This is a genomic window from Pseudomonas flavocrustae (assembly GCF_029872515.1).
Taxonomy (GTDB): domain Bacteria; phylum Pseudomonadota; class Gammaproteobacteria; order Pseudomonadales; family Pseudomonadaceae; genus Chryseomonas; species Chryseomonas aestiva.
This window is the reverse complement of sequence record NZ_JAPDIQ010000017.1, coordinates 47,065-65,185: the sequence shown is the minus strand read 5'-3', so window position 1 is coordinate 65,185 and position 18,121 is coordinate 47,065. Positions and strand designations below refer to the sequence as shown.

At 64.5% G+C, this 18,121-nt stretch carries 12 protein-coding genes; 9 read left to right on the top strand and 3 right to left on the bottom strand.

What is annotated here, in order from left to right:
* Window positions 1-65 precede the first annotated feature (65 nt).
* Both OMP44_RS24100 and OMP44_RS24095 read right to left on the bottom strand, forming a co-directional pair.
* Window positions 66-908, bottom strand: a complete 843-nt coding sequence (locus OMP44_RS24100; protein ID WP_280311513.1) for a hypothetical protein — start codon at window positions 906-908, stop codon at window positions 66-68.
* A complete protein-coding gene (locus OMP44_RS24095) occupies window positions 886-1,383 on the bottom strand; it encodes a pilin (protein WP_280311512.1) in 498 nt (165 codons plus the stop codon). The genes OMP44_RS24100 and OMP44_RS24095 overlap by 23 nt, the downstream gene beginning before the upstream one ends.
* Before the next feature lie 212 nt (window positions 1,384-1,595).
* Between OMP44_RS24095 and pilB the strand changes: the two genes are divergently transcribed.
* The 5 genes from pilB (at window position 1,596) to yacG (ending at window position 6,392) form a co-directional block, all read left to right on the top strand.
* Window positions 1,596-3,290: a type IV-A pilus assembly ATPase PilB gene (gene pilB, locus OMP44_RS24090; RefSeq protein ID WP_280311514.1), complete on the top strand. Its 1,695-nt coding sequence runs from the start codon at window positions 1,596-1,598 to the stop codon at window positions 3,288-3,290.
* Window positions 3,291-3,500: 210 nt separating this feature from the next.
* On the top strand, window positions 3,501-4,718 hold the full coding sequence (locus OMP44_RS24085; protein WP_280311511.1) for a type II secretion system F family protein: 1,218 nt from the start codon (window positions 3,501-3,503) through the stop codon (window positions 4,716-4,718).
* Window positions 4,718-5,590: a prepilin peptidase gene (locus OMP44_RS24080; RefSeq protein WP_280311510.1), complete on the top strand. Its 873-nt coding sequence runs from the start codon at window positions 4,718-4,720 to the stop codon at window positions 5,588-5,590. The genes OMP44_RS24085 and OMP44_RS24080 overlap by 1 nt, the downstream gene beginning before the upstream one ends.
* Window positions 5,587-6,198 carry a dephospho-CoA kinase gene (gene coaE / locus OMP44_RS24075; protein ID WP_280311509.1) on the top strand — a complete coding sequence of 204 codons (612 nt, stop codon included), beginning with the start codon at window positions 5,587-5,589 and terminating at the stop codon, window positions 6,196-6,198. Before OMP44_RS24080 ends, coaE begins: the two co-directional genes overlap by 4 nt.
* Window positions 6,195-6,392 carry a DNA gyrase inhibitor YacG gene (gene yacG, locus OMP44_RS24070; protein ID WP_280311508.1) on the top strand — a complete coding sequence of 66 codons (198 nt, stop codon included), beginning with the start codon at window positions 6,195-6,197 and terminating at the stop codon, window positions 6,390-6,392. The genes coaE and yacG overlap by 4 nt, the downstream gene beginning before the upstream one ends.
* 175 nt (window positions 6,393-6,567) lie before the next feature.
* Here the strand turns inward: yacG and OMP44_RS24065 are convergent, their stop codons facing one another.
* Window positions 6,568-7,065: a hypothetical protein gene (locus tag OMP44_RS24065; protein WP_280311507.1), complete on the bottom strand. Its 498-nt coding sequence runs from the start codon at window positions 7,063-7,065 to the stop codon at window positions 6,568-6,570.
* Between the two features lie 182 nt (window positions 7,066-7,247).
* Between OMP44_RS24065 and recC the strand changes: the two genes are divergently transcribed.
* The 4 genes from recC (at window position 7,248) to OMP44_RS24045 (ending at window position 18,069) form a co-directional block, all read left to right on the top strand.
* Complete coding sequence (gene recC, locus OMP44_RS24060) at window positions 7,248-10,679, top strand: exodeoxyribonuclease V subunit gamma (protein ID WP_280311506.1); 3,432 nt, start codon at window positions 7,248-7,250, stop codon at window positions 10,677-10,679.
* Entirely contained in the window at window positions 10,676-14,338 is a 3,663-nt protein-coding gene (gene recB / locus OMP44_RS24055) for an exodeoxyribonuclease V subunit beta (RefSeq protein WP_280311505.1), read from the top strand. The genes recC and recB overlap by 4 nt, the downstream gene beginning before the upstream one ends.
* On the top strand, window positions 14,331-16,412 hold the full coding sequence (gene recD, locus OMP44_RS24050; RefSeq protein ID WP_252977193.1) for an exodeoxyribonuclease V subunit alpha: 2,082 nt from the start codon (window positions 14,331-14,333) through the stop codon (window positions 16,410-16,412). Before recB ends, recD begins: the two co-directional genes overlap by 8 nt.
* Before the next feature lie 73 nt (window positions 16,413-16,485).
* Window positions 16,486-18,069 (top strand): DNA recombination protein RmuC, encoded by a 1,584-nt coding sequence (locus OMP44_RS24045; RefSeq protein WP_280311504.1) that lies wholly within the window; start codon window positions 16,486-16,488, stop codon window positions 18,067-18,069.
* Window positions 18,070-18,121: the final 52 nt, after the last annotated feature.

Genomic DNA, 18,121 nt, shown 5'->3' with positions numbered 1-18,121 from the left:
GTGGTGGGGGCTTTTGGGGGGAAGGGGATGCCGTAATAGTAGTATCTTTCGTATATATCTGGCGACTACTTTATTTTATTTAAGGATTTGTAGTTCAAAAATCCAATTACTTCAGCGGAGATTGGATCTATTATGGCTGCCCAGTTGCTTTGATTTTCATATGCGACTATTGGAAGTGTTAATATAGCATCGTCAATGTTCTTGTGGCTAGGTTTCAAGAGTTCTATTTTTATATCGAAATTTTTATCGGGCTCGATTTTTTTTGCTTGCTGAAGAACTTGATTTTTTGCTTTTTCGTAATTTTGCCATCTTTGCGGGCGGTAGGCCGGATGAATGCCCTGTATGTCTAGCTGGATGCTTTCAAGGAGTCCAGGGTCTCCTGCTTCAAGTAGTTTTGTCGATATTATCTTTGGCCCTGACAGGCTAGTATTTTGAAGGTTCGCCGGCGCAAGACTTAACTCTGAATTATTGATGTCGGGTAAGCTGACAATTCGAAATTTGTTGCCTTCGAATGCTAGGAATAGCGGTCTTGAATAAGCCGCTTTAAATAGACCATAGCTAAGAGCCGTTACTTGTAATATGGTTGCAATTGCTACGATAGAAAACAGCTCTTTTTTAGAGCCCGCTGGATTGAATAGAATAAATGTTACTAATGGGCCGAGGGTGACATCTATTGCTATTGCAAGGGTGAGGATCTCTTTACCATGCAAGATCTCAAAGTATGGTGTCGGGTACCATGTTTTTATGAGTATATAGCATAGTGCGGCTGTTATGCTGGCAGCAGATAGATGTATCAGGGAAGCTTTTGTTTTTTGAGCTAATTTATTCATAGTGAGGTTATATAGCCAGCAAATCTGCTGGCTATATGCTAAAGCTAAATGTTTTTTAGCGGCATTCGGCAGGCGCAAAGTTTGCTACGAGGGTGCCTGCTGCTGAGCCTATGAAACCGCCTGCTGCAGACCCTGCAGCACGGCATCTCCATGCGATAGCTTGTGCAGGCGGGGTGAAAGCAGCAATGCCGTTGGGAAGTGCAGTGCCGATAGGAGCATTAGGAGTCAGCGTAAGAGTACCACCGCCTGCTGCAGCTGTAGTGGTAATAGTGATAACGCCTGTTGCAGGAGCAATAACAACACTTTGAGTATTGGTGGTCGGTTGAGGAGGCACATATCCTAAGTTATAACCAGCGGCATCAGCGTTTGGATTTCCTGAGGAGAGAACGTCTGCAACATTGACTTTCGCGGCACTTGCAAGGCCAAAACCCTCTGCTACACGCGCACGCGTTGTGTAGTTTTGATACGCGGGCAGCGCCACCGCCGCCAAAATGCCAATGATCGCTACCACGATCATCAATTCAATCAAGGTAAAGCCTTTCTGAGCTTTCATTCCAAATCTCCGAGGTTGGATCAGGCCAACGTGCCTGTTTGAGGTATAGCACAGGCCGTGCCAAAGAAAAGTGGCGACTACAACACGCTTTTCATGTGGTGGGCGTCAATAAAAGGGCAGCACGTGACAAAAAATGTCAGCTGTCTGGCGCCATTTTGCGGACGGTCTGGGGGGTGCTATAACGCCTGTTGTAGCCAAAGGTGGGAATGATGATGAACGAGACGGTGATGCTGTCAGGGCTGGCGCGGCAGTTGGTAGATGCTCAACTGCTGGCGGAGGCAGCAGCGCAACAGGCGGTGGTCAAGGCCAAGCAGGCCAAAGTGCCGCTGGTGACCTATCTCGTTCAGCAGCGGCTAGTACAGAGCCGGCCTCTGGCGGAATTGGCTGCTCAAGAATTTGGCGTACCCTTTCTGGATCTGGCCGCCATCGATAAAGAGCAGTTGCCTAAGGACATCGTCAACGAGAAGCTGATGCAACAGCATCACTTCCTGCCGTTGAGCAAAAGGGGCAATAAACTCTTCATCGCGCTTTCTGATCCGACCAATCAGCAAGCCATTAATGATGTGTCCTTTGGCAGCAAGCTTGCCGTCGAGGTGGTGCTAGTCGAGGATGACAAGCTGCACCAGGCCATCGAAAAGTATCTCGATGGCGGCACTGGCGGGCTGGATCTAGGCGATATCGATCTCGATCTGGAAACCGAGAGCGGTGAAAGACCCCAGGAAGCTGTTGCGGGCACCGATGCTGACGACGCGCCCGTGGTGAAGTTCGTCAACAAGATGCTGCTGGATGCCATCAAGAAGGGTTCCTCCGACCTGCACTTCGAGCCCTATGAAAAGATGTACAGGGTGCGCTTTCGTACCGACGGCGTCCTGCACGAGGCGGCGCGGCCGCCCGTGCAACTGGTGTCACGGATCTCGGCGCGGCTCAAGGTGATGTCCAACATGGACATCTCTGAGCGCCGTAAACCCCAGGATGGCCGGGTCAAGCTCAAGGTGTCCAAGACCAAGTCCATCGACTTCCGGGTCAACACTCTGCCCACCCTCTGGGGCGAGAAGATCGTGATGCGGATCCTGGATTCCTCCAGCGCCCAGATGGGAATCGATGCCCTGGGCTATGAGGATGTGCAGAAGGAGCTCTACTTGCAGGCGCTCAAGCAGCCGCAGGGGATGATCTTGGTGACTGGACCTACAGGTTCCGGCAAGACGGTATCCCTCTACACAGGCCTCAACATCCTCAATACCGAAGACATCAATATTTCCACGGCGGAAGATCCGGTGGAAATCAACCTGGAAGGCATCAACCAAGTCAACGTCAACCCGCGTCAAGGGCTCGACTTCTCCCAGGCGCTGCGGGCCTTTCTGCGTCAGGATCCTGACGTTATCATGGTGGGTGAGATCCGGGATCTGGAAACGGCAGAGATCGCCATCAAGGCGGCCCAGACCGGTCACATGGTGATGTCGACCCTGCACACCAACAGCGCGGCGGAAACCCTGACGCGCCTGCGGAACATGGGGGTGCCCGCCTTCAACCTGGCGACCTCGGTCAACCTCATCATCGCCCAGCGCCTGGCGCGCAAGCTGTGCAACAAGTGCAAGAGAGTCCATGAGGTACCCCGTGAGGCGCTATTGGCCGAGGGCTTCCGCGAGGAAGAGATTGGCAGTTTCACCCTTTACCAGCCTATCGGCTGCGAGGACTGCAATGCGGGTTATCGCGGGCGGGTAGGTATTTACGAGGTGGTGAAGGTCACTCCGGCGCTGCAACAGATGATCATGGAGGAGGGCAACTCCATCGAGATCGCGGTGCGGATGCGCAAAGAGGGCTTCAATGATCTGCGGCGGTCGGGACTGGTGAAGGCGATGCAGGGGATTACCAGTCTGGAGGAGATCAATAGGGTGACCAAAGACTAGGGGCTTTCCCTCACCGTAGCCCCCTCCCAGCGGGAGAGGGGACTAGAGCGGTGCGTCGGATAGTTGCTGTCCATGCGTCTTGATTGCCGCAGAGTGCTAAAGCCGTCAGCGTTTGGCGCGATGCTTGCCTTTAAAGCCGCAACCGGCTCTGCATAGAGCATTCTTCTGACGCGTCCGCCAAGGCGGACCGAGTCTTTGTGAGTCGAGGCCATGGCCGATAAAACTATCAAGTTGGGCAGCTTCACCTGGGAGGGGACCGATCGGAAAGGGACCAAGGTGAAGGGCGAGATGACGGGCCTGAATCCCGCGCTGATCAAGGCGCAATTGCGCAAGCAGGGGATCAATCCGACCCGGGTGCGCAAGAAGTCGGTGTCGCTATTCGGCAAGGGCAAGAAGATCAAGCCCATGGATATCGCCCTGTTCACCCGACAGCTGGCGACCATGATGAGCGCAGGTGTACCCCTGCTGCAGGCCTTCGAAATCATCGGCGAGGGCTTCGACAATCCCAACATGCGCAAGATGGTCGACGACATCAAGCAGGATGTCGCCGCGGGTAATAGCCTGGCCAACTCCTTGCGCAAACAGCCGCAGTATTTCGACGACCTCTATTGCAACCTGGTGGATGCCGGCGAGCAATCGGGTGCCCTTGAAACCCTGCTGGATCGGGTAGCCACCTACAAGGAAAAGACCGAGGCGCTGAAGAAGAAGATCAAGAAGGCCATGACCTATCCGGCGGCGGTGGTCGTGGTCGCAGTCATCGTATCGGCCATTTTGCTGATCAAGGTAGTACCTCAGTTCCAGTCGGTGTTCGAAGGTTTCGGAGCTCAATTGCCGGCCTTTACCCTTATGGTCATCGCCATTTCCGAGGTCTTGCAGGAGTGGTGGCTGCTGGTACTGGGCGGGATCTTTGTGCTGGCTTTCGTCCTGCGGCACTTCTACAAGAAGTCGGAGAAATTTCGTGACGCTACGGATCGGGGGCTGCTGAAGATCCCGCTCATTGGCTCAATTCTCTATAGGTCTGCCATTGCCCGTTATGCCCGGACCCTGGCCACCACCTTCGCGGCGGGGGTCCCGCTTGTGGATGCCTTGGACTCGGTAGCTGGAGCAACCGGCAACGTCGTGTTCCGCAATGCGGTGGAGAAGATCAAGGGGGATGTCTCCACCGGTATGCAGCTCAACTTTTCCATGCGTACTACTGGGGTTTTCTCTTCCATGGCTATCCAGATGACGGCCATTGGCGAGGAGTCGGGTTCGCTGGACGAAATGTTGTCCAAGGTCGCGACCTTCTATGAAGATGAAGTCGACAACATGGTCGACAACCTGACCACCCTGATGGAGCCGATGATCATGGCGGTCCTTGGGGTCCTGGTGGGTGGTCTGATCATTGCCATGTATCTGCCCATCTTCCAACTCGGCAACGTCGTTTAATGGTACTTCTGGAGTTCCTGGCCGGCGCGCCGCTGGCTGCTGCGCTGTGCGCGCTAATCCTGGGGCTGCTGGTAGGCAGCTTTCTTAACGTAGTGGTCTATCGGCTGCCGGTGATGCTGAGGCGGGATTGGCAGGCGGAGGCGCGTGAGGTGCTGGAGCTGCCGACCGAGCCGGAAGGGGCGCCTTTCAACCTGGCGCGGCCTGCTTCCCGTTGCCCCCATTGCCAGCGCGCAGTGCGGCCTTGGGAAAACGTGCCGGTGGTGAGTTATCTACTCCTACGCGGTCGTTGCAAGGGTTGTCAGGCTTCCATCAGCCTACGTTATCCACTGGTTGAGCTAGCTTGTGGGCTGCTGTCCGCCTGGGTCATCTGGCACCTGGGCGTGACCTGGCAGGGCGGGGCCTTTCTGCTGCTGACCTGGGGGCTGTTGGCGGCCAGTCTGATCGATGCCGATCACCAGTTGTTGCCGGATGTCATCGTTCTGCCGCTGTTGTGGCTGGGGCTGGTCGCCAATCAGTTCGGGCTGTTCACCAATCTCGGTGATGCCGTCTGGGGCGCAGTGGCGGGTTATCTGAGTCTGTGGCTGGTGTTCCAGCTGTTCCGCCTGGTGACCGGCAAGGAAGGCATGGGCTATGGCGACTTCAAGTTGCTGGCGCTGCTCGGTGCCTGGGGGGGCTGGCAGATCCTGCCCTTGACCATTCTGCTGTCATCGCTGGTGGGTGCCATCCTGGGCGTCATCACCCTGCGGCTGCGGCGGGCGGAAACCAGTACGCCCTTGCCCTTTGGTCCCTATCTGGCCGTGGCGGGGTGGATTGCCTTGCTCTGGGGTGATCAAATAACCGGCCTGTACCTGAACTTCGCCGGATTCCGATGACTTCTGCCTGGACCCTCGGCCTGACCGGGGGCATCGGCAGTGGCAAGAGCGCCGCTGCCGAGCATTTCGCCCAGTTGGGCATCACCTGTGTCGACGCCGATCAGGCCGCCCGCTGGGTGGTGGAGCCGGGACGGCCGGCGCTGGCCGAGATCGCCGGGCATTTTTCGTCGGCTGTCTTGCGGCCGGATGGCAGTCTGGATCGGGCGGCGCTGCGGGCGGCAATCTTTGCCGATCCGGCCGAGCGGCGCTGGCTGGAAGCCCTGCTGCATCCTCTCATTCGCCAGGAAATCCTGGCGGCCCTGGCCCGCGCAGCGTCGCCCTATGCCATCCTGGTGTCGCCGCTGCTGTTCGAATCCGGGCAGCGGGCGCTGGTCCGGCGCGGGCTGGTGATCGACGCGCCGGAAGCGCTGCAGCTTGAGCGAGCCATGCGCCGTGACGGGGTGGACGAGGCTCAGGTGCGGGCCATCCTGGCGGCGCAGCTGCCACGGGCCGAGCGGCTGGCCAAGGCGGATGACGTCATCTGCAACGACGGCGATCTCGCCACGCTCTACACCGAAGTGGAGCGCCTGCATTCCTTTTATCTGACCCTTGACGGAGGCCAAGCATGAGCACTCTCACCGTGGACTGCCCCACCTGTGGCGCACCCGTGGAATGGAGCGAGAAGAGCGCCAATCGGCCCTTCTGTTCTGACCGCTGCAAACTGATCGACCTGGGTGCCTGGGCGGCGGAAGAACATGCCATTCCTGGCAACGAGCTGGAAGACGATCTCTACTCAGAAGACCTTAATTGGCGCGGCCACTAAGCTTTGTCTGAAAAGTGCCTGCGCTCGGCCATGCGGCGTTAAAAATCCGCTCGGAATGCTCATTTACCACTCGTAAACTCCGCTTCCTCACAGATTTTTGCCTTGCCTTGCCTTGCCTGGCCTGGCCTGGCCTTCGCTCGGCGACCTCTCAGACAAGCTTAGGATGCGCCTTCCTCTACAGCCGTTGCGCCCACGCCTGGGCGGTGGCCTGGGCTGCCTGGCGCAGTTTGGCCGCCAGTTCGGGTTTCTCGTATTCCAGCGGACTCGACGCCGTTACCGTATGGATGCGGTCGCGCTTGATGAAGAACACCTGGGTGCCCAGCAGCGGTTTGCTGCAGGCGCTAGCGCCTTCGCCGAGGCCGTCGATGGCCTTGCACTCCAGTTGCTCGCTGAGCGATTGCACCTGCCGGCGTAATTTGGGCAGCGCCCTGCCACCATTTTCGTAGCCCGCCGACAGGCCCAGCAGGTAGTTGGCCGGTTGGCCGGTGTCGCGGTCGGTGAAGGCGCAGCCGCCGGCGATCTGGCGGGTATAGGCCAGCGGCAAGCCGGAGGTCTGCTGGAGCAGGGGCAGGGGTAACTGGGCCTGCAGGCTGGAGCAGTCGACCGGTTCGCCGTTATCGGCATGGGCGAGGGCAGCGCCCAGGAGCAGGGGAAGGGCAACGAGGAAACGCATGAAAACATCCTGTCGATGGCCGGCGGCCGATAGAGGCTGAGTCTACCGGCTGGAACCTCGTTTCAGGCGGGGAGACAGGAGCGGCTGTGCGCTGCGTCATGCGTCGGTAGGCACATTGCGGACTGGTATCCGGCGCGGGTGATCCTTACCCTGGTCGCAGACAGCGAACAGCGAGGCGTAGGATGTCCGAGGCGCTCACTCCCGGATTCATGGTGGTACACGGCAATCGGCTCGAAGAGCTGCGCGGCCTGGCGGTCGGCTGGATGCGACGGTATCCCCTGGCACCGTTGGAAAACGAACAGGTGCTGGTGCAGAGCAATGGCATCGCCCAGTGGCTCAAGCTGGCGCTGGCCGAGGATCCGCGCGGGGACGACGAAGGCGGCTGCGGAGTGGCCGCAGCCCTCGATGTGCAGTTGCCAGCGGCCTTTCTCTGGCGGACCTATCGCCAGGTACTGGGTCGTGACCAGGTACCGCCTTCCTCACCGCTGGACCGCGCGCCCCTGACCTGGCGCCTGATGCGGCTCTTGCCGACCCTGCTCATGCAGCCCGACTTTGCCGCACTGCGGCGTTTTCTCGACGATGACGGCGATCTGCGCAAGCGCTACCAACTGGCCGAGCGTCTGGCCGATCTCTATGACGGCTACCAGGTCTACCGCGCCGACTGGCTCAACGACTGGGCAGCGGGCCGCGATCGGCTGGCCAGCCTGCGTGACAGTCGGCGCCCCCTGCCCGAGAGCTGTCGCTGGCAGGCGCAGCTGTGGCGGGCGCTGCTGGCCGATGTGGGCGACGGCGGCCTGGCCCGCAGCCGGGCCGGCGTGCACCGGCGCTTTCTGGAGGTAATGCAGGCGGCTACCGAAGCGCCGGCTGGTCTGCCGCGGCGGGTGGTGATCTTTGGCTTGTCGGCGATTCCGGCGCAGACCCTCGAGGCCCTGGCCGCCCTGGCGCGCTTCAGCCAGGTGCTGCTCTGCGTGCATAATCCCTGTCGCCATCACTGGTCCGACATCGTCGCCGACCAGGACCTGTTGCGGCAGAACTACCGGCGCCAGCAGCGCAAGCCGGGCATGCCGCAGACGCTGGATGCCGAGGCGCTGCACCAGCACGGCCAGCCGCTGCTGGCGAGCTGGGGCAAGCAGGGGCGCGACTACATCCATCTGCTGGACGAATTCGACGAACCCGATGGCTATCGGCGCCTGTTCGAGGACCTCAACGGCGGGCGCATCGACCTCTTCGCCGACACCGAACCCCAGCACCTGCTCGGCCAGTTGCAGGACGATATCCTCGAACTGCGTCCGCTGAGCGAGACCCGTGAGCTTTGGCCGGCAGTGGATCCGGCGCGCGACAGGTCCATGCGCTTCCATGTGGCCCACAGTCCGCAGCGCGAAGTGGAGATCCTGCATGACCAGTTGCTGGCGCGCTTCAGCAGCGATGGCAGCCTCAGGCCACGCGACGTAATCGTCATGGTGCCGGACATCGATGCCTATGCGCCGCACATCCGTGCGGTGTTCGGTCAGCTCGAACGCCAGGATCCGCGCTTCATTCCCTTCAGTCTGGCCGATCAGCACCAGCGTGGCTTCCAGCCGCTGCTGATCGCCCTGGAGCATCTGCTGCAATTGCCCGACAGCCGCTTCGCCCTGAGCGAAATCCTCGATCTGCTGGATGTGCCGGCGCTGCGCGCCCGCTTCGGACTGCGCGAAGGCGATCTGCCGACCCTGCACCTCTGGCTGGAAGGCGCCGGCGTGCGCTGGGGGCTGGATGCCGAGCAGCGCAGTCGTCTCGATCTGCCCGAGGGGCTGACGCAGAACACCTGGCGCTTCGGGCTGAGGCGCATGCTGCTGGGCTACGCCGTGGGCAGCGGCGCCGCCCTGGGCGATATCGAGCCCTTCGACGAGGTGGGTGGCCTGGACGCGGCCCTGGTCGGGCCGCTGGTGGATCTGCTCGATGCCCTGGACGCGGCCCAGGCGGCACTGGCCCAGCCAGCCCGGCCAACGGAGTGGGGCGCCCGCCTGCAGGCGCTGCTGGCGCTGTTCTTCAGCGCCCAGGACGAGCACGACGAATACCTGCTGGAGCAGCTGGAAAATCTCCGTGAGCGCTGGCTGGAATTGTGCGAGGACGTCGCCCTGGATGAAGAGCTGCCGCTCACCGTGGTCCGCGAGGCCTGGCTGGCCGGACTGGATTCCGGGGGGCTGGCCCAGCGTTTTCTTGCCGGGGCGGTCAATTTCTGCACCCTGATGCCCATGCGCGCCATTCCCTTCCGTGTGGTCTGCCTGCTGGGCATGCACGATGGCGCCTATCCGCGCATCCAGTCGCCGCTGGATTTCGATCTCATGGCCCAGGACTATCGTCCCGGTGACCGCTCGCGGCGTGAAGACGACCGCTATCTGCTGCTGGAGGCGCTGCTCTCGGCGCGCGATCAGTTCTATGTCAGCTGGGTGGGGCGCAGCATCCGCGACAACAGCGAGCGCCCGCCGTCGGTGCTGGTCGCCCAGTTGCGTGACCATCTTCAGGCCGGTTGGCGGCTGGAGGGTCATGAAGAAGAGCCGGAGCGTCTGCTCCCGGCTTTCACCCAGGCGCATCCCCTGCAACCCTTCAGCGCCCGCTATTTCCGTGGCGAGCGCGGCTATTTCAGCTTTGCCGCCGAATGGCTGGGCGTGCATGACTGCACCACCCGCGATGAGGATGACCTGTTGCCGCCGCTGGTACCCGAAGAGCCCCTGGGCCTCGATGACCTGGCGCGCTTTCTGCGCGGACCGGTGGATCTGTTCTTCGCCAATCGCCTCAAGGTGCACTTCGCGGCGCCCGATGCGCCGGCGGAAGACGAAGAGCCCTTCGGCCTGGATGCCCTGACCCGCTACCAGTTGGGCGAAGACCTGCTGGCGGCGGCGCTGGCCACGCCGGCCGAAGCGGATCAGGCGCTGATGGCCGCCGCCGAGCGCCTGCGCGGCAGCGGTCGTTTGCCGCTGGCGGGCTTTGGCGAACGGGCCGGGCGGGCCTTGCGCGAGCCGCTGCCCGCCGTGGTCGCCCAGGTCGAGGCCCTGGCGCTGCGCTGGCCCGAACCCCTGGAAGAGGCCGTGACCCTGGATCTCGCACATAAAGAGCTGCAGTTGGTGGCCAACTTCGAACGGCTGCGTCGTGGCCCTGAGGGGCTGCTGGCCCTGACCGCCCAGGCCAATGGCCTGGGCAATACCCGCACTCGCAAATGGCATCGGCTGCTGCGACCCTGGGTGCAACATCTGGTCGCCGCGGCCGGTGGCCTACAGCTGACCACCGCGGTGGTGGCGACCGATCTGACGCTGCTACTGGCGCCGCTGGACGCCGAGCTGGCCCGGCGTCAGCTGAACGAGTTGCTTGATGCGTGGGCGCTGGGCCAGCGTCGTCCACTGCCCGTCGCGCCGCGCACCGCCTTCGCCTGGCTGGCCAATGACCCGGACAAGGCCCTGGCCGCCGCCGAGCAGGCCTATCAGGGCGAGGCCGCGACCCACCCGGCACTGCGTCGGCAGTATCCGGACTTCGCCGCCTTGCTGGCCGACGAGGAATTCGATGGCTGGTGCCAGACCCTCTATGCGCCGGTGCACACCGCCGGCTGGCAGGTGGTGGGCGGGGAGGCGCAGGCATGAGTCAGCGTCCGCTCGCTCTGCGCTTTCCGCTACAGGGCAATCAGCTCATCGAAGCCAGTGCCGGCACCGGCAAGACCTTCACCATCTCCGCACTCTATGTGCGTCTGGTGCTGGGGCACGGTACACCCGAGACGGCTTTCGGGCGTGAATTGCTGCCGCCGCAGATCCTGGTGGTGACCTTTACCGAGGCCGCCACCCAGGAGTTGCGCGATCGCATTCGCCATCGCCTGGCCGAGGCGGCACGCTTCTTCCGTGACGAGATCGCCGCGCCCGATCCGCTGCTCGCCGAATTGCGCGAGGACTTTGCCGTCGAGGCCTGGGCCGATTGCGCCCGGCGCCTGGACATCGCCGCCCAGTGGATGGATGAGGCGGCCGTCTCCACCATCCACAGCTGGTGCCAGCGCATGCTCCGTGAGCACGCCTTCGACAGTGGCAGTCTCTTCGTGCAGAACTTGGAGCAGGACCAGAGCGAGCTGCTCGCCCAGGTGGTGCGCGACTACTGGCGGCGCTTCTGCTATCCCCTCGAAGGGGAAGCGCTGGACTGGGTGATCGAGCACTGGGGCGAACCCCGTGCCCTGGCCGCGCGCCTGCGCCCCATGTTGAGCGAGGCCCTGGGCGCCCCCCGGGGCGAACCCGCCGCCCTGCTGGCTACCGCCCTGGCCGAACGCCGAGAGCGGTTGGCGCGGCTCAAGGCGCCTTGGAGCAAGTGGGCCGAAGAGTTGCGCGAACTCTGCCAGGCCGGCTGCGATGCCAAGGTGGTCGACGGCCGCAAGTTGCAGAAGAGATTCTTCGGACCCTGGTGCGACAAGCTGGTCGCCTGGGCGGACAACCCCGCCAGCGAGGACCTGGATATCGGCACCGGCTTTACCCGGCTGACCGAGGAGGGCTTCGCCGAGGCCTGGACCAAGGCCAGTCCGCCGGATCATCCGGCCCTGGCGGCCATGGCGCGGCTGCCCGGGCAACTCGCCGAGCTGCCCAGCCCCGAGGTGCCGCTGCTGGAGCACGCGGCGGCCTGGGTGCAGCAGAAATTCGAGCGCGAGAAGCTGCGCCGCGCCGAGCTGGGTTTCGACGACATCCTTACCCGCCTGGACCGGGCGCTGCAGGCCGATGGCGCCGGCGCGCGGCTGGCGGCGCTGATCCGCGAGCAGTTCCCGGTGGCGCTGATCGACGAATTCCAGGACACCGATCCGGTGCAGTACCGCATCTTCAGCACCGTCTACGGCGCAGGGGAGGGCACCGGACTGTTCCTGATCGGCGATCCCAAGCAGGCCATCTATGCCTTTCGCGGCGCCGATATCCATACCTATCTGCAGGCACGTCGCGCCAATGCCGGCCACCTGCACTCGCTGGATACCAACTTCCGCTCCACCGCCGCCATGGTCGCGGCGGTCAACCAGGTATTCCAACATGGCGAGATGACGGCACCGCGCGCTGCCTTCCTGTTCCGCCAGGGTGAGGACAATCCGGTGCCCTTCGAGCCGGTTCGCGCCCAGGGCCGGCGCGAAGCCCTGGAAATCGACGGCGTACCGGGTGCGGCCCTGACCTTCTGGCAACTGGCGAGCGACGAGCCCCTGGCCGGCACCGCCTATCGCGCCACCCTGGCCGAGAGCACCGCCAGCGAGATCGTCCGGTTGCTGAGCCTGGCCGCCGAGGACAGGGCCGGCTTTCGCCGTGAAGACGGCGAACTGGTGCCGCTGCGGCCCGCCGATATCGCCATCCTGGTGCGCGCCGGCAGCGAAGCCCAGGCGGTGCGCCAGGCGCTGGTGCGGCGCGGGGTGCGCAGCGTCTACCTGTCGGACAAGGACTCGGTATTCACCGCCCAGGAGGCCCGCTGCCTGCTGGACTGGCTCAAGGCCTGCGCCGAGCCCGATGTGGATCGCCGGCTGCGCGCCGCCCTGGGCAGCCTGACCCTCGACCTGCCGCTGGCCGAACTGGATGCCCTCAACCACGACGAGCAGGCCTGGGAGTCGCGGGTCCTGCAATTCCGTGGCTATCGCCAGCTCTGGCGCGGCCAGGGGGTGCTGCCCATGCTGCGGCGCCTGCTGCAGGACTTCCGGCTGCCGCAGCGGCTGATGGCCCGCGCCGATGGCGAGCGGGTGCTGACCAATCTGCTGCACCTCGCCGAGCTCTTGCAGCGCGCCGCTGGCGAGCTGGACGGCGAGCAGGCGCTGATTCGCCACCTGGCCGAGCAGCTGGCCGCCCAGGGGGCCGCCGACGAGCAGATCCTGCGCCTGGAAAGCGACGCCGAGCTGGTCAAGGTGGTGACGGTGCACAAGTCCAAGGGCCTGGAATACCCGCTGGTGTTCCTGCCCTTCGCCTGCGCCTATCGCGCCGAGGAGGGCGCCACGCTGCCGCTGCGCTATCACGATGACCAGGGGCAGGTGCGCCGGACCTTCAAGCCCTCCGCCGGGGAACTGGCCCGCGCCGACGACGAGCGTCTGGCCGAAGACCTGCGCCTGCTGTATGTCGCCCTGACCCGGGCCCGCCATGCCTGCTGGGTCGGGGTGGTCGATCTCAAGCGCGGGCGCAGCAAGGAATCCGGCTTCGCCCGCAGTGCTCTGGGCTACCTGGCCACCGGTGGCGAGCCCCTGGCGAGTTCGGCGGCCCTGGACGCGGCCCTGACCACCCTGGTCGGTGCGCAATCCGACACCCTGATTCTGCCGTTGCCCGCCGCCGATCCGGCCCGCCTGCCCGAGGCCCGTGAAGCCCCGGTGACCCTCAAGGCGCTGACAGCCCGGCGGGCGGCCCGCGAGGACTGGTGGATCGCCTCCTACAGTGCCCTGCGCATCGGCACGCGGCTGGGCGAGGCGCGGGAGGAAGGGCCGTTCAATCTGGAGCTGGACCTGGATACCCCGGCGGCCCAGAAGCTGTTCGACGATGATCGCCTCGCTCCGGACGAGGCGCGTCAGCCGGCGGCTGGCGAAGACCTGCACCGCTTTCCCCGCGGACCCGGTCCTGGCACCTTTCTGCACAGCCTGCTGGAGTGGGTCGGCGAGGAAGGCTTCACCGCCATCCAGGCTGCGCCCGAGCGGCTGGACGACCTGATCGCCCGACGTTGCCAGCGGCGTGGCTGGAATCACTGGATTCCCATCCTGCAGGGTTGGCTGCGCCAGTTGCTGGAATTGCCGCTGCCGTTGCCGGGAGGCAGTCAGCACCTGGGCGAACTGGCGCGCTACCAGGTGGAGATGGAATTCTGGTTCGCCACCCATGGCGTCGATCTGGAGCGGCTGGATGATATGGTGAGTCGTGGCACCCATGGCGGCCAGGCGCGGCCGATGCTGGAGCCGGGCCAGCTCAACGGCCTGTTCAAGGGCTTCATCGACCTGGTCTTCGAGCACGAGGGCCGCTATTTCGTGGTGGACTACAAGTCCAACTGGCTGGGCGCCGAGGCCGGGGCCTATACCCGTGCGGCCATGGAGGCCGCTGTCCTGGCCAAGCGCTATGACCTGCAGTACGTGCTCTACAGCCTGGCTGTGCACCGGCTGCTCAAGGCGCGGCTACCCGACTATAGCTACGGGCGCCACTTCGGCGGCGCCGTCTACCTCTTCCTGCGCGGCTGCGATCCGGCCGGCCACGGCGTCTTCGTCGAGCGGCCCGCCCAGGCCCTGATCGAGACCCTGGATCTGCTGTTCAGTGGTGCGGAGAATGCCCATGTCTGATTTCAGCCCCGCCACCGAACGGCTGCTGCGCCTGGCATCCCTGGCCCAGGAGCGTCCCCTCGCCCCGCTCGAACAGCGTGACGACCTCTTTCGCCTGCTGGAGCTCTGGGTGCAGCGCGGCTGGCTGCGCCAGGTGGACCGGGCCTTCACCAGCTTTCTCGGCGAACTCGAACCCCAGGGCGACTCGGCGGTGCTGCTGGCCGCGGCCCTGGCCAGCCATCAACTCGGCCATGGCCATGTCTGCCTGGATCTCGCCGCCACCCTGCGCAATCCCGACGCCGCCCTGTCGCTGCCGCCCGAGGGCGACGAGGCGCGCGCTTCGCTCTTGCCGTCGCAGTTGCTGCATGGCCAGACCCTCGACGCCTGGCAGCGGGCGCTGCGGGCCAGCGTCCTGGTCGATGGCGACGGCAGCTGTCCGGAACGACCGCTGGTGCTGGGCGGCGAGCGCCTCTACCTGCGGCGCTACTGGAGTTACGAACGGGCGGTGGCCGCCAGCCTGCGTCAGCGCCTGGCCACTCTCGAGCCGCTGCCGGCGGATCTAGCGGAGCGCCTCGACCGGCTGTTTCCGCCGGATCCCGACGCGGGTGGCGAACCCGACTGGCAGAAACTGGCCTGCGCCCTGGCGGTACGGGGCGCCTTCAGCATCATTACCGGCGGCCCCGGCACCGGCAAGACCACCACCGTGGTGCGACTGCTGGCGCTGCTCCAGGCGCCCGCGGTGGCGGCCGGTCGCCCCCTGCGTATCCGCCTGGCCGCACCGACCGGCAAGGCGGCTGCGCGCCTCACCGAATCCATCGGCGGCCAGGTCAGTCGCCTGCCGGTGGACGACGAGTTGCGTCGGCACATCCCCACCGGGGTGACCACGGTACACCGGCTGCTGGGCAGTCGGCCCAACACCCGCCACTTCCGCCATCACCGCGGGCAGCCCTTGCCGCTGGACGTGCTGGTGGTGGACGAAGCCTCGATGATCGACCTGGAAATGATGGCCAGCCTGCTGGCGGCCTTGCCGCCCAGGGCACGCCTGGTCCTGCTGGGTGACAAGGATCAGCTGGCCTCGGTGGAGGCGGGCGCAGTGCTGGGCGATCTCTGTCGGGATGCCGAGGCCGGACGCTACAGTCCGGCTACCCGCGCCTGGCTGGAAGCCGTGAGTGGCCAGTCGCTGGCCCAGACGCCGCTGACGGTCGGCGACGACCAGGGTGACGCCCTGGCGCAGCAGGTGGTGATGCTCAGACGCTCGCGGCGCTTCGGTGCCGGCAGCGGCATCGGCCAGTTGGCCCGTCGGGTCAATGCCCAGGACGGCCCGGCTGCGCAGCAGGTGCTGGTCGACGGCGGCTACGCCGATCTTCATCGCGTGCTGCTCAAGGGCCCGGAGGATCGTGCCCTGGAACGCCTGGTGCTGGAAGGGCGCGGGCGCGCCCGCGGCTATCGTCATTATCTGCAGGTCCTGCAGGAGACCCGGCCCCAGCTCGACACCGTGCTGGAGGACCCGGCCTGGACGCGCTGGGCCGGCCAGGTGCTGGCCGCCTTCGACGACTTCCAGCTGCTCTGCGCCGTGCGCAAGGGGCCTTGGGGCGTGGAAGGCCTCAACCTGCGCATCGCCAGCGCCCTGCTGGCGGCCGGTCTGCTCGCGGGCGAGCATGGCTGGTACGAGGGCCGCCCGGTGCTGGTGACGCGCAACGACTACAGCCTGGGGCTGATGAACGGCGACATCGGCATCACCCTCTGCCTGCCGGACGCCAACCAGCCGGGGCGCAAGGTCCTGCGGGTCGCCTTTCCCCGCGGCGATGGCAGCGGTGGCCTGAGATTCGTCCTGCCCAGTCGGCTGGCGGCGGTGGAGACGGTGTTCGCCATGACCGTGCACAAATCCCAGGGCTCGGAATTCGCCCATACGGCGCTCCTACTGCCCGAGCAACTCAGTCCGGTGCTGACCAAGGAGCTGGTCTATACCGGCATCACCCGGGCGCGCGATGATTTCACCCTGATCGAGGCCCGCGGCGGCATCTTCGCCGAGGCCGTGGCCCGACGGGTCCGCCGCGTCAGCGGGCTGGATCTGGATTTGCGAAACACTGTGTAAATGTACAGATAAATGCTGGACGCTCCCCGTGCGCCTGCCTAAGGTGAGGGGAGCCGTCCGCGATGAGAGCGCCATGACTTCCCTGCCTTTCGTTTCCCTTGTGCTTCCCCTGTTGCTGCTGGCTGGCTGGGCGGGTTCGGCCGTCTGGCTGACCGGGCGCCAACGCTATCTGCAACAGCAACTCGATAGCGCCGCCGAGCGCTACGACATGCTGCGCGACGACCTGCAACGGGCCGAGCTGGCCAATGGTCGCCAGGTGGTGGAGCTGGGCGCCGAGCGTGAACGCACCGCCACCCTGCAGCGCCAGCTGGAGGCCACTCGCGAGCTGGAGGCCGAGTTGCGCCAGCAGACCCGCCAGGCCCAGTTGCAGGCCGCCGAACAGCACGCCCTGGCCGAGGCCACCCGGGCTCAGCTGCAGGGCAGCCAGGAGCAGCTCGCCGAACTGCGCGAGCGCCAGCACCGCGAGCAGCAGCTGCACGCCGAGGTGCAGGAGCGTCATGCGCGCCTGGCCGAAGAGCACGCCACGCTCAGGACCACCCTGGAGCAGAAGGAAGAGCACTTCCAGGCGCAGCAGCTACTACTGCGCGAGAGTCGCGAGCAACTCAAGCTGGAATTCGAACAACTGGCCGGACGCATCTTCGACGCCAAGGGCCAGGCCTTCGCCCAGCACAGCCAGCAATCCCTGGATGCCCTGTTGCGGCCGTTCCGCGAGCAGATCGAAGGCTTTCGCGCCAAGGTCGAGGACATCCACCACAAGGATGTCCAGCAGCAGGCGGCGCTCGGCCAGCAATTGCTCGACCTCAAGGAGCTCAACCGCCAGATCACCCAGGAGGCCCACGACCTGGCCACCGCCCTGCGTGGCCAGAAGAAGGCCCAGGGCAACTGGGGTGAGCTGATCCTGGAAAACGTACTGGAGCGCTCCGGCCTGCGCGAGGGCCGCGATTTCGTCCGCGAACGCAGCTTCACCACCGAGGCCGGGCGTCGCCGGCCGGACGTGCTGATCCATCTGCCGCAGAAGAAGCACCTGGTGGTGGACGCCAAGGTGTCGCTCAACGCCTATACCCGCTACGTCAACAGCGAGGACGAGGGCGAGCGGCGCCTGGCCCTGGGCGAGCACGTGCGCGCCGTGGGCGAGCGCATCCGCGAACTGGCCGATCGCGAATACTTCAGTCTGCCGGGGCTGAATTCGCCGGAGATGGTCTTCCTGTTCATCCCCATCGAATCGGCCTTCGTCGAGGCGCTCAAGGCCGACGAAAGCCTGTTCCAGCGCGCCATCGAGCAGAACGTGCTGGTGGCGACGCCGACCACCCTGCTGACCAGCCTCAACATCGTCCGCCAGCTCTGGCGCTTCGAAGACCAGAATCGCCATACCGCCGAACTGGCCGAGCGCGCGGGCAAGGTCTACGACAAGCTGCGCACCTTTCTCGGCAGCATGGACGGCATCGGCAAGAGTCTGGACAAGGCCGGCGAAGCCTATCGCAAGGCCTGCGGCCAACTGGTGGGCGGCCCGGGCAACCTGGTCAAGCAGGTGGCCGACTTCAAGGAACTGGGCGTGGCGGTACGCACCGAGCTGGACGGCCAGTGGACCGAGCGGGCAGAGCTGGAACTGACGATGGTGGAGCTGGAAGCCGCGGCCGAGTCTTCCGACCGGGACTGATGCGGGAAGACCCGGCAGGAGAGCCGGCGATCCGCCTGGACGATGCAGGGAG

What these genes read in the sequence shown, in the direction of transcription:
- OMP44_RS24095 (WP_280311512.1), bottom strand. Translation starts at nt 1,383, where the DNA reads ATGAAAGCTCAGAAAGGCTTTACCTTGATTGAATTGATGATCGTGGTA.
- pilB (WP_280311514.1), top strand. Translation starts at nt 1,596, where the DNA reads ATGAACGAGACGGTGATGCTGTCAGGGCTGGCGCGGCAGTTGGTAGAT.
- OMP44_RS24085 (WP_280311511.1), top strand. Translation starts at nt 3,501, where the DNA reads ATGGCCGATAAAACTATCAAGTTGGGCAGCTTCACCTGGGAGGGGACC.
- OMP44_RS24080 (WP_280311510.1), top strand. Translation starts at nt 4,718, where the DNA reads ATGGTACTTCTGGAGTTCCTGGCCGGCGCGCCGCTGGCTGCTGCGCTG.
- coaE (WP_280311509.1), top strand. Translation starts at nt 5,587, where the DNA reads ATGACTTCTGCCTGGACCCTCGGCCTGACCGGGGGCATCGGCAGTGGC.
- yacG (WP_280311508.1), top strand. Translation starts at nt 6,195, where the DNA reads ATGAGCACTCTCACCGTGGACTGCCCCACCTGTGGCGCACCCGTGGAA.
- OMP44_RS24065 (WP_280311507.1), bottom strand. Translation starts at nt 7,065, where the DNA reads ATGCGTTTCCTCGTTGCCCTTCCCCTGCTCCTGGGCGCTGCCCTCGCC.
- recC (WP_280311506.1), top strand. Translation starts at nt 7,248, where the DNA reads ATGTCCGAGGCGCTCACTCCCGGATTCATGGTGGTACACGGCAATCGG.
- recB (WP_280311505.1), top strand. Translation starts at nt 10,676, where the DNA reads ATGAGTCAGCGTCCGCTCGCTCTGCGCTTTCCGCTACAGGGCAATCAG.
- recD (WP_252977193.1), top strand. Translation starts at nt 14,331, where the DNA reads ATGTCTGATTTCAGCCCCGCCACCGAACGGCTGCTGCGCCTGGCATCC.
- OMP44_RS24045 (WP_280311504.1), top strand. Translation starts at nt 16,486, where the DNA reads ATGACTTCCCTGCCTTTCGTTTCCCTTGTGCTTCCCCTGTTGCTGCTG.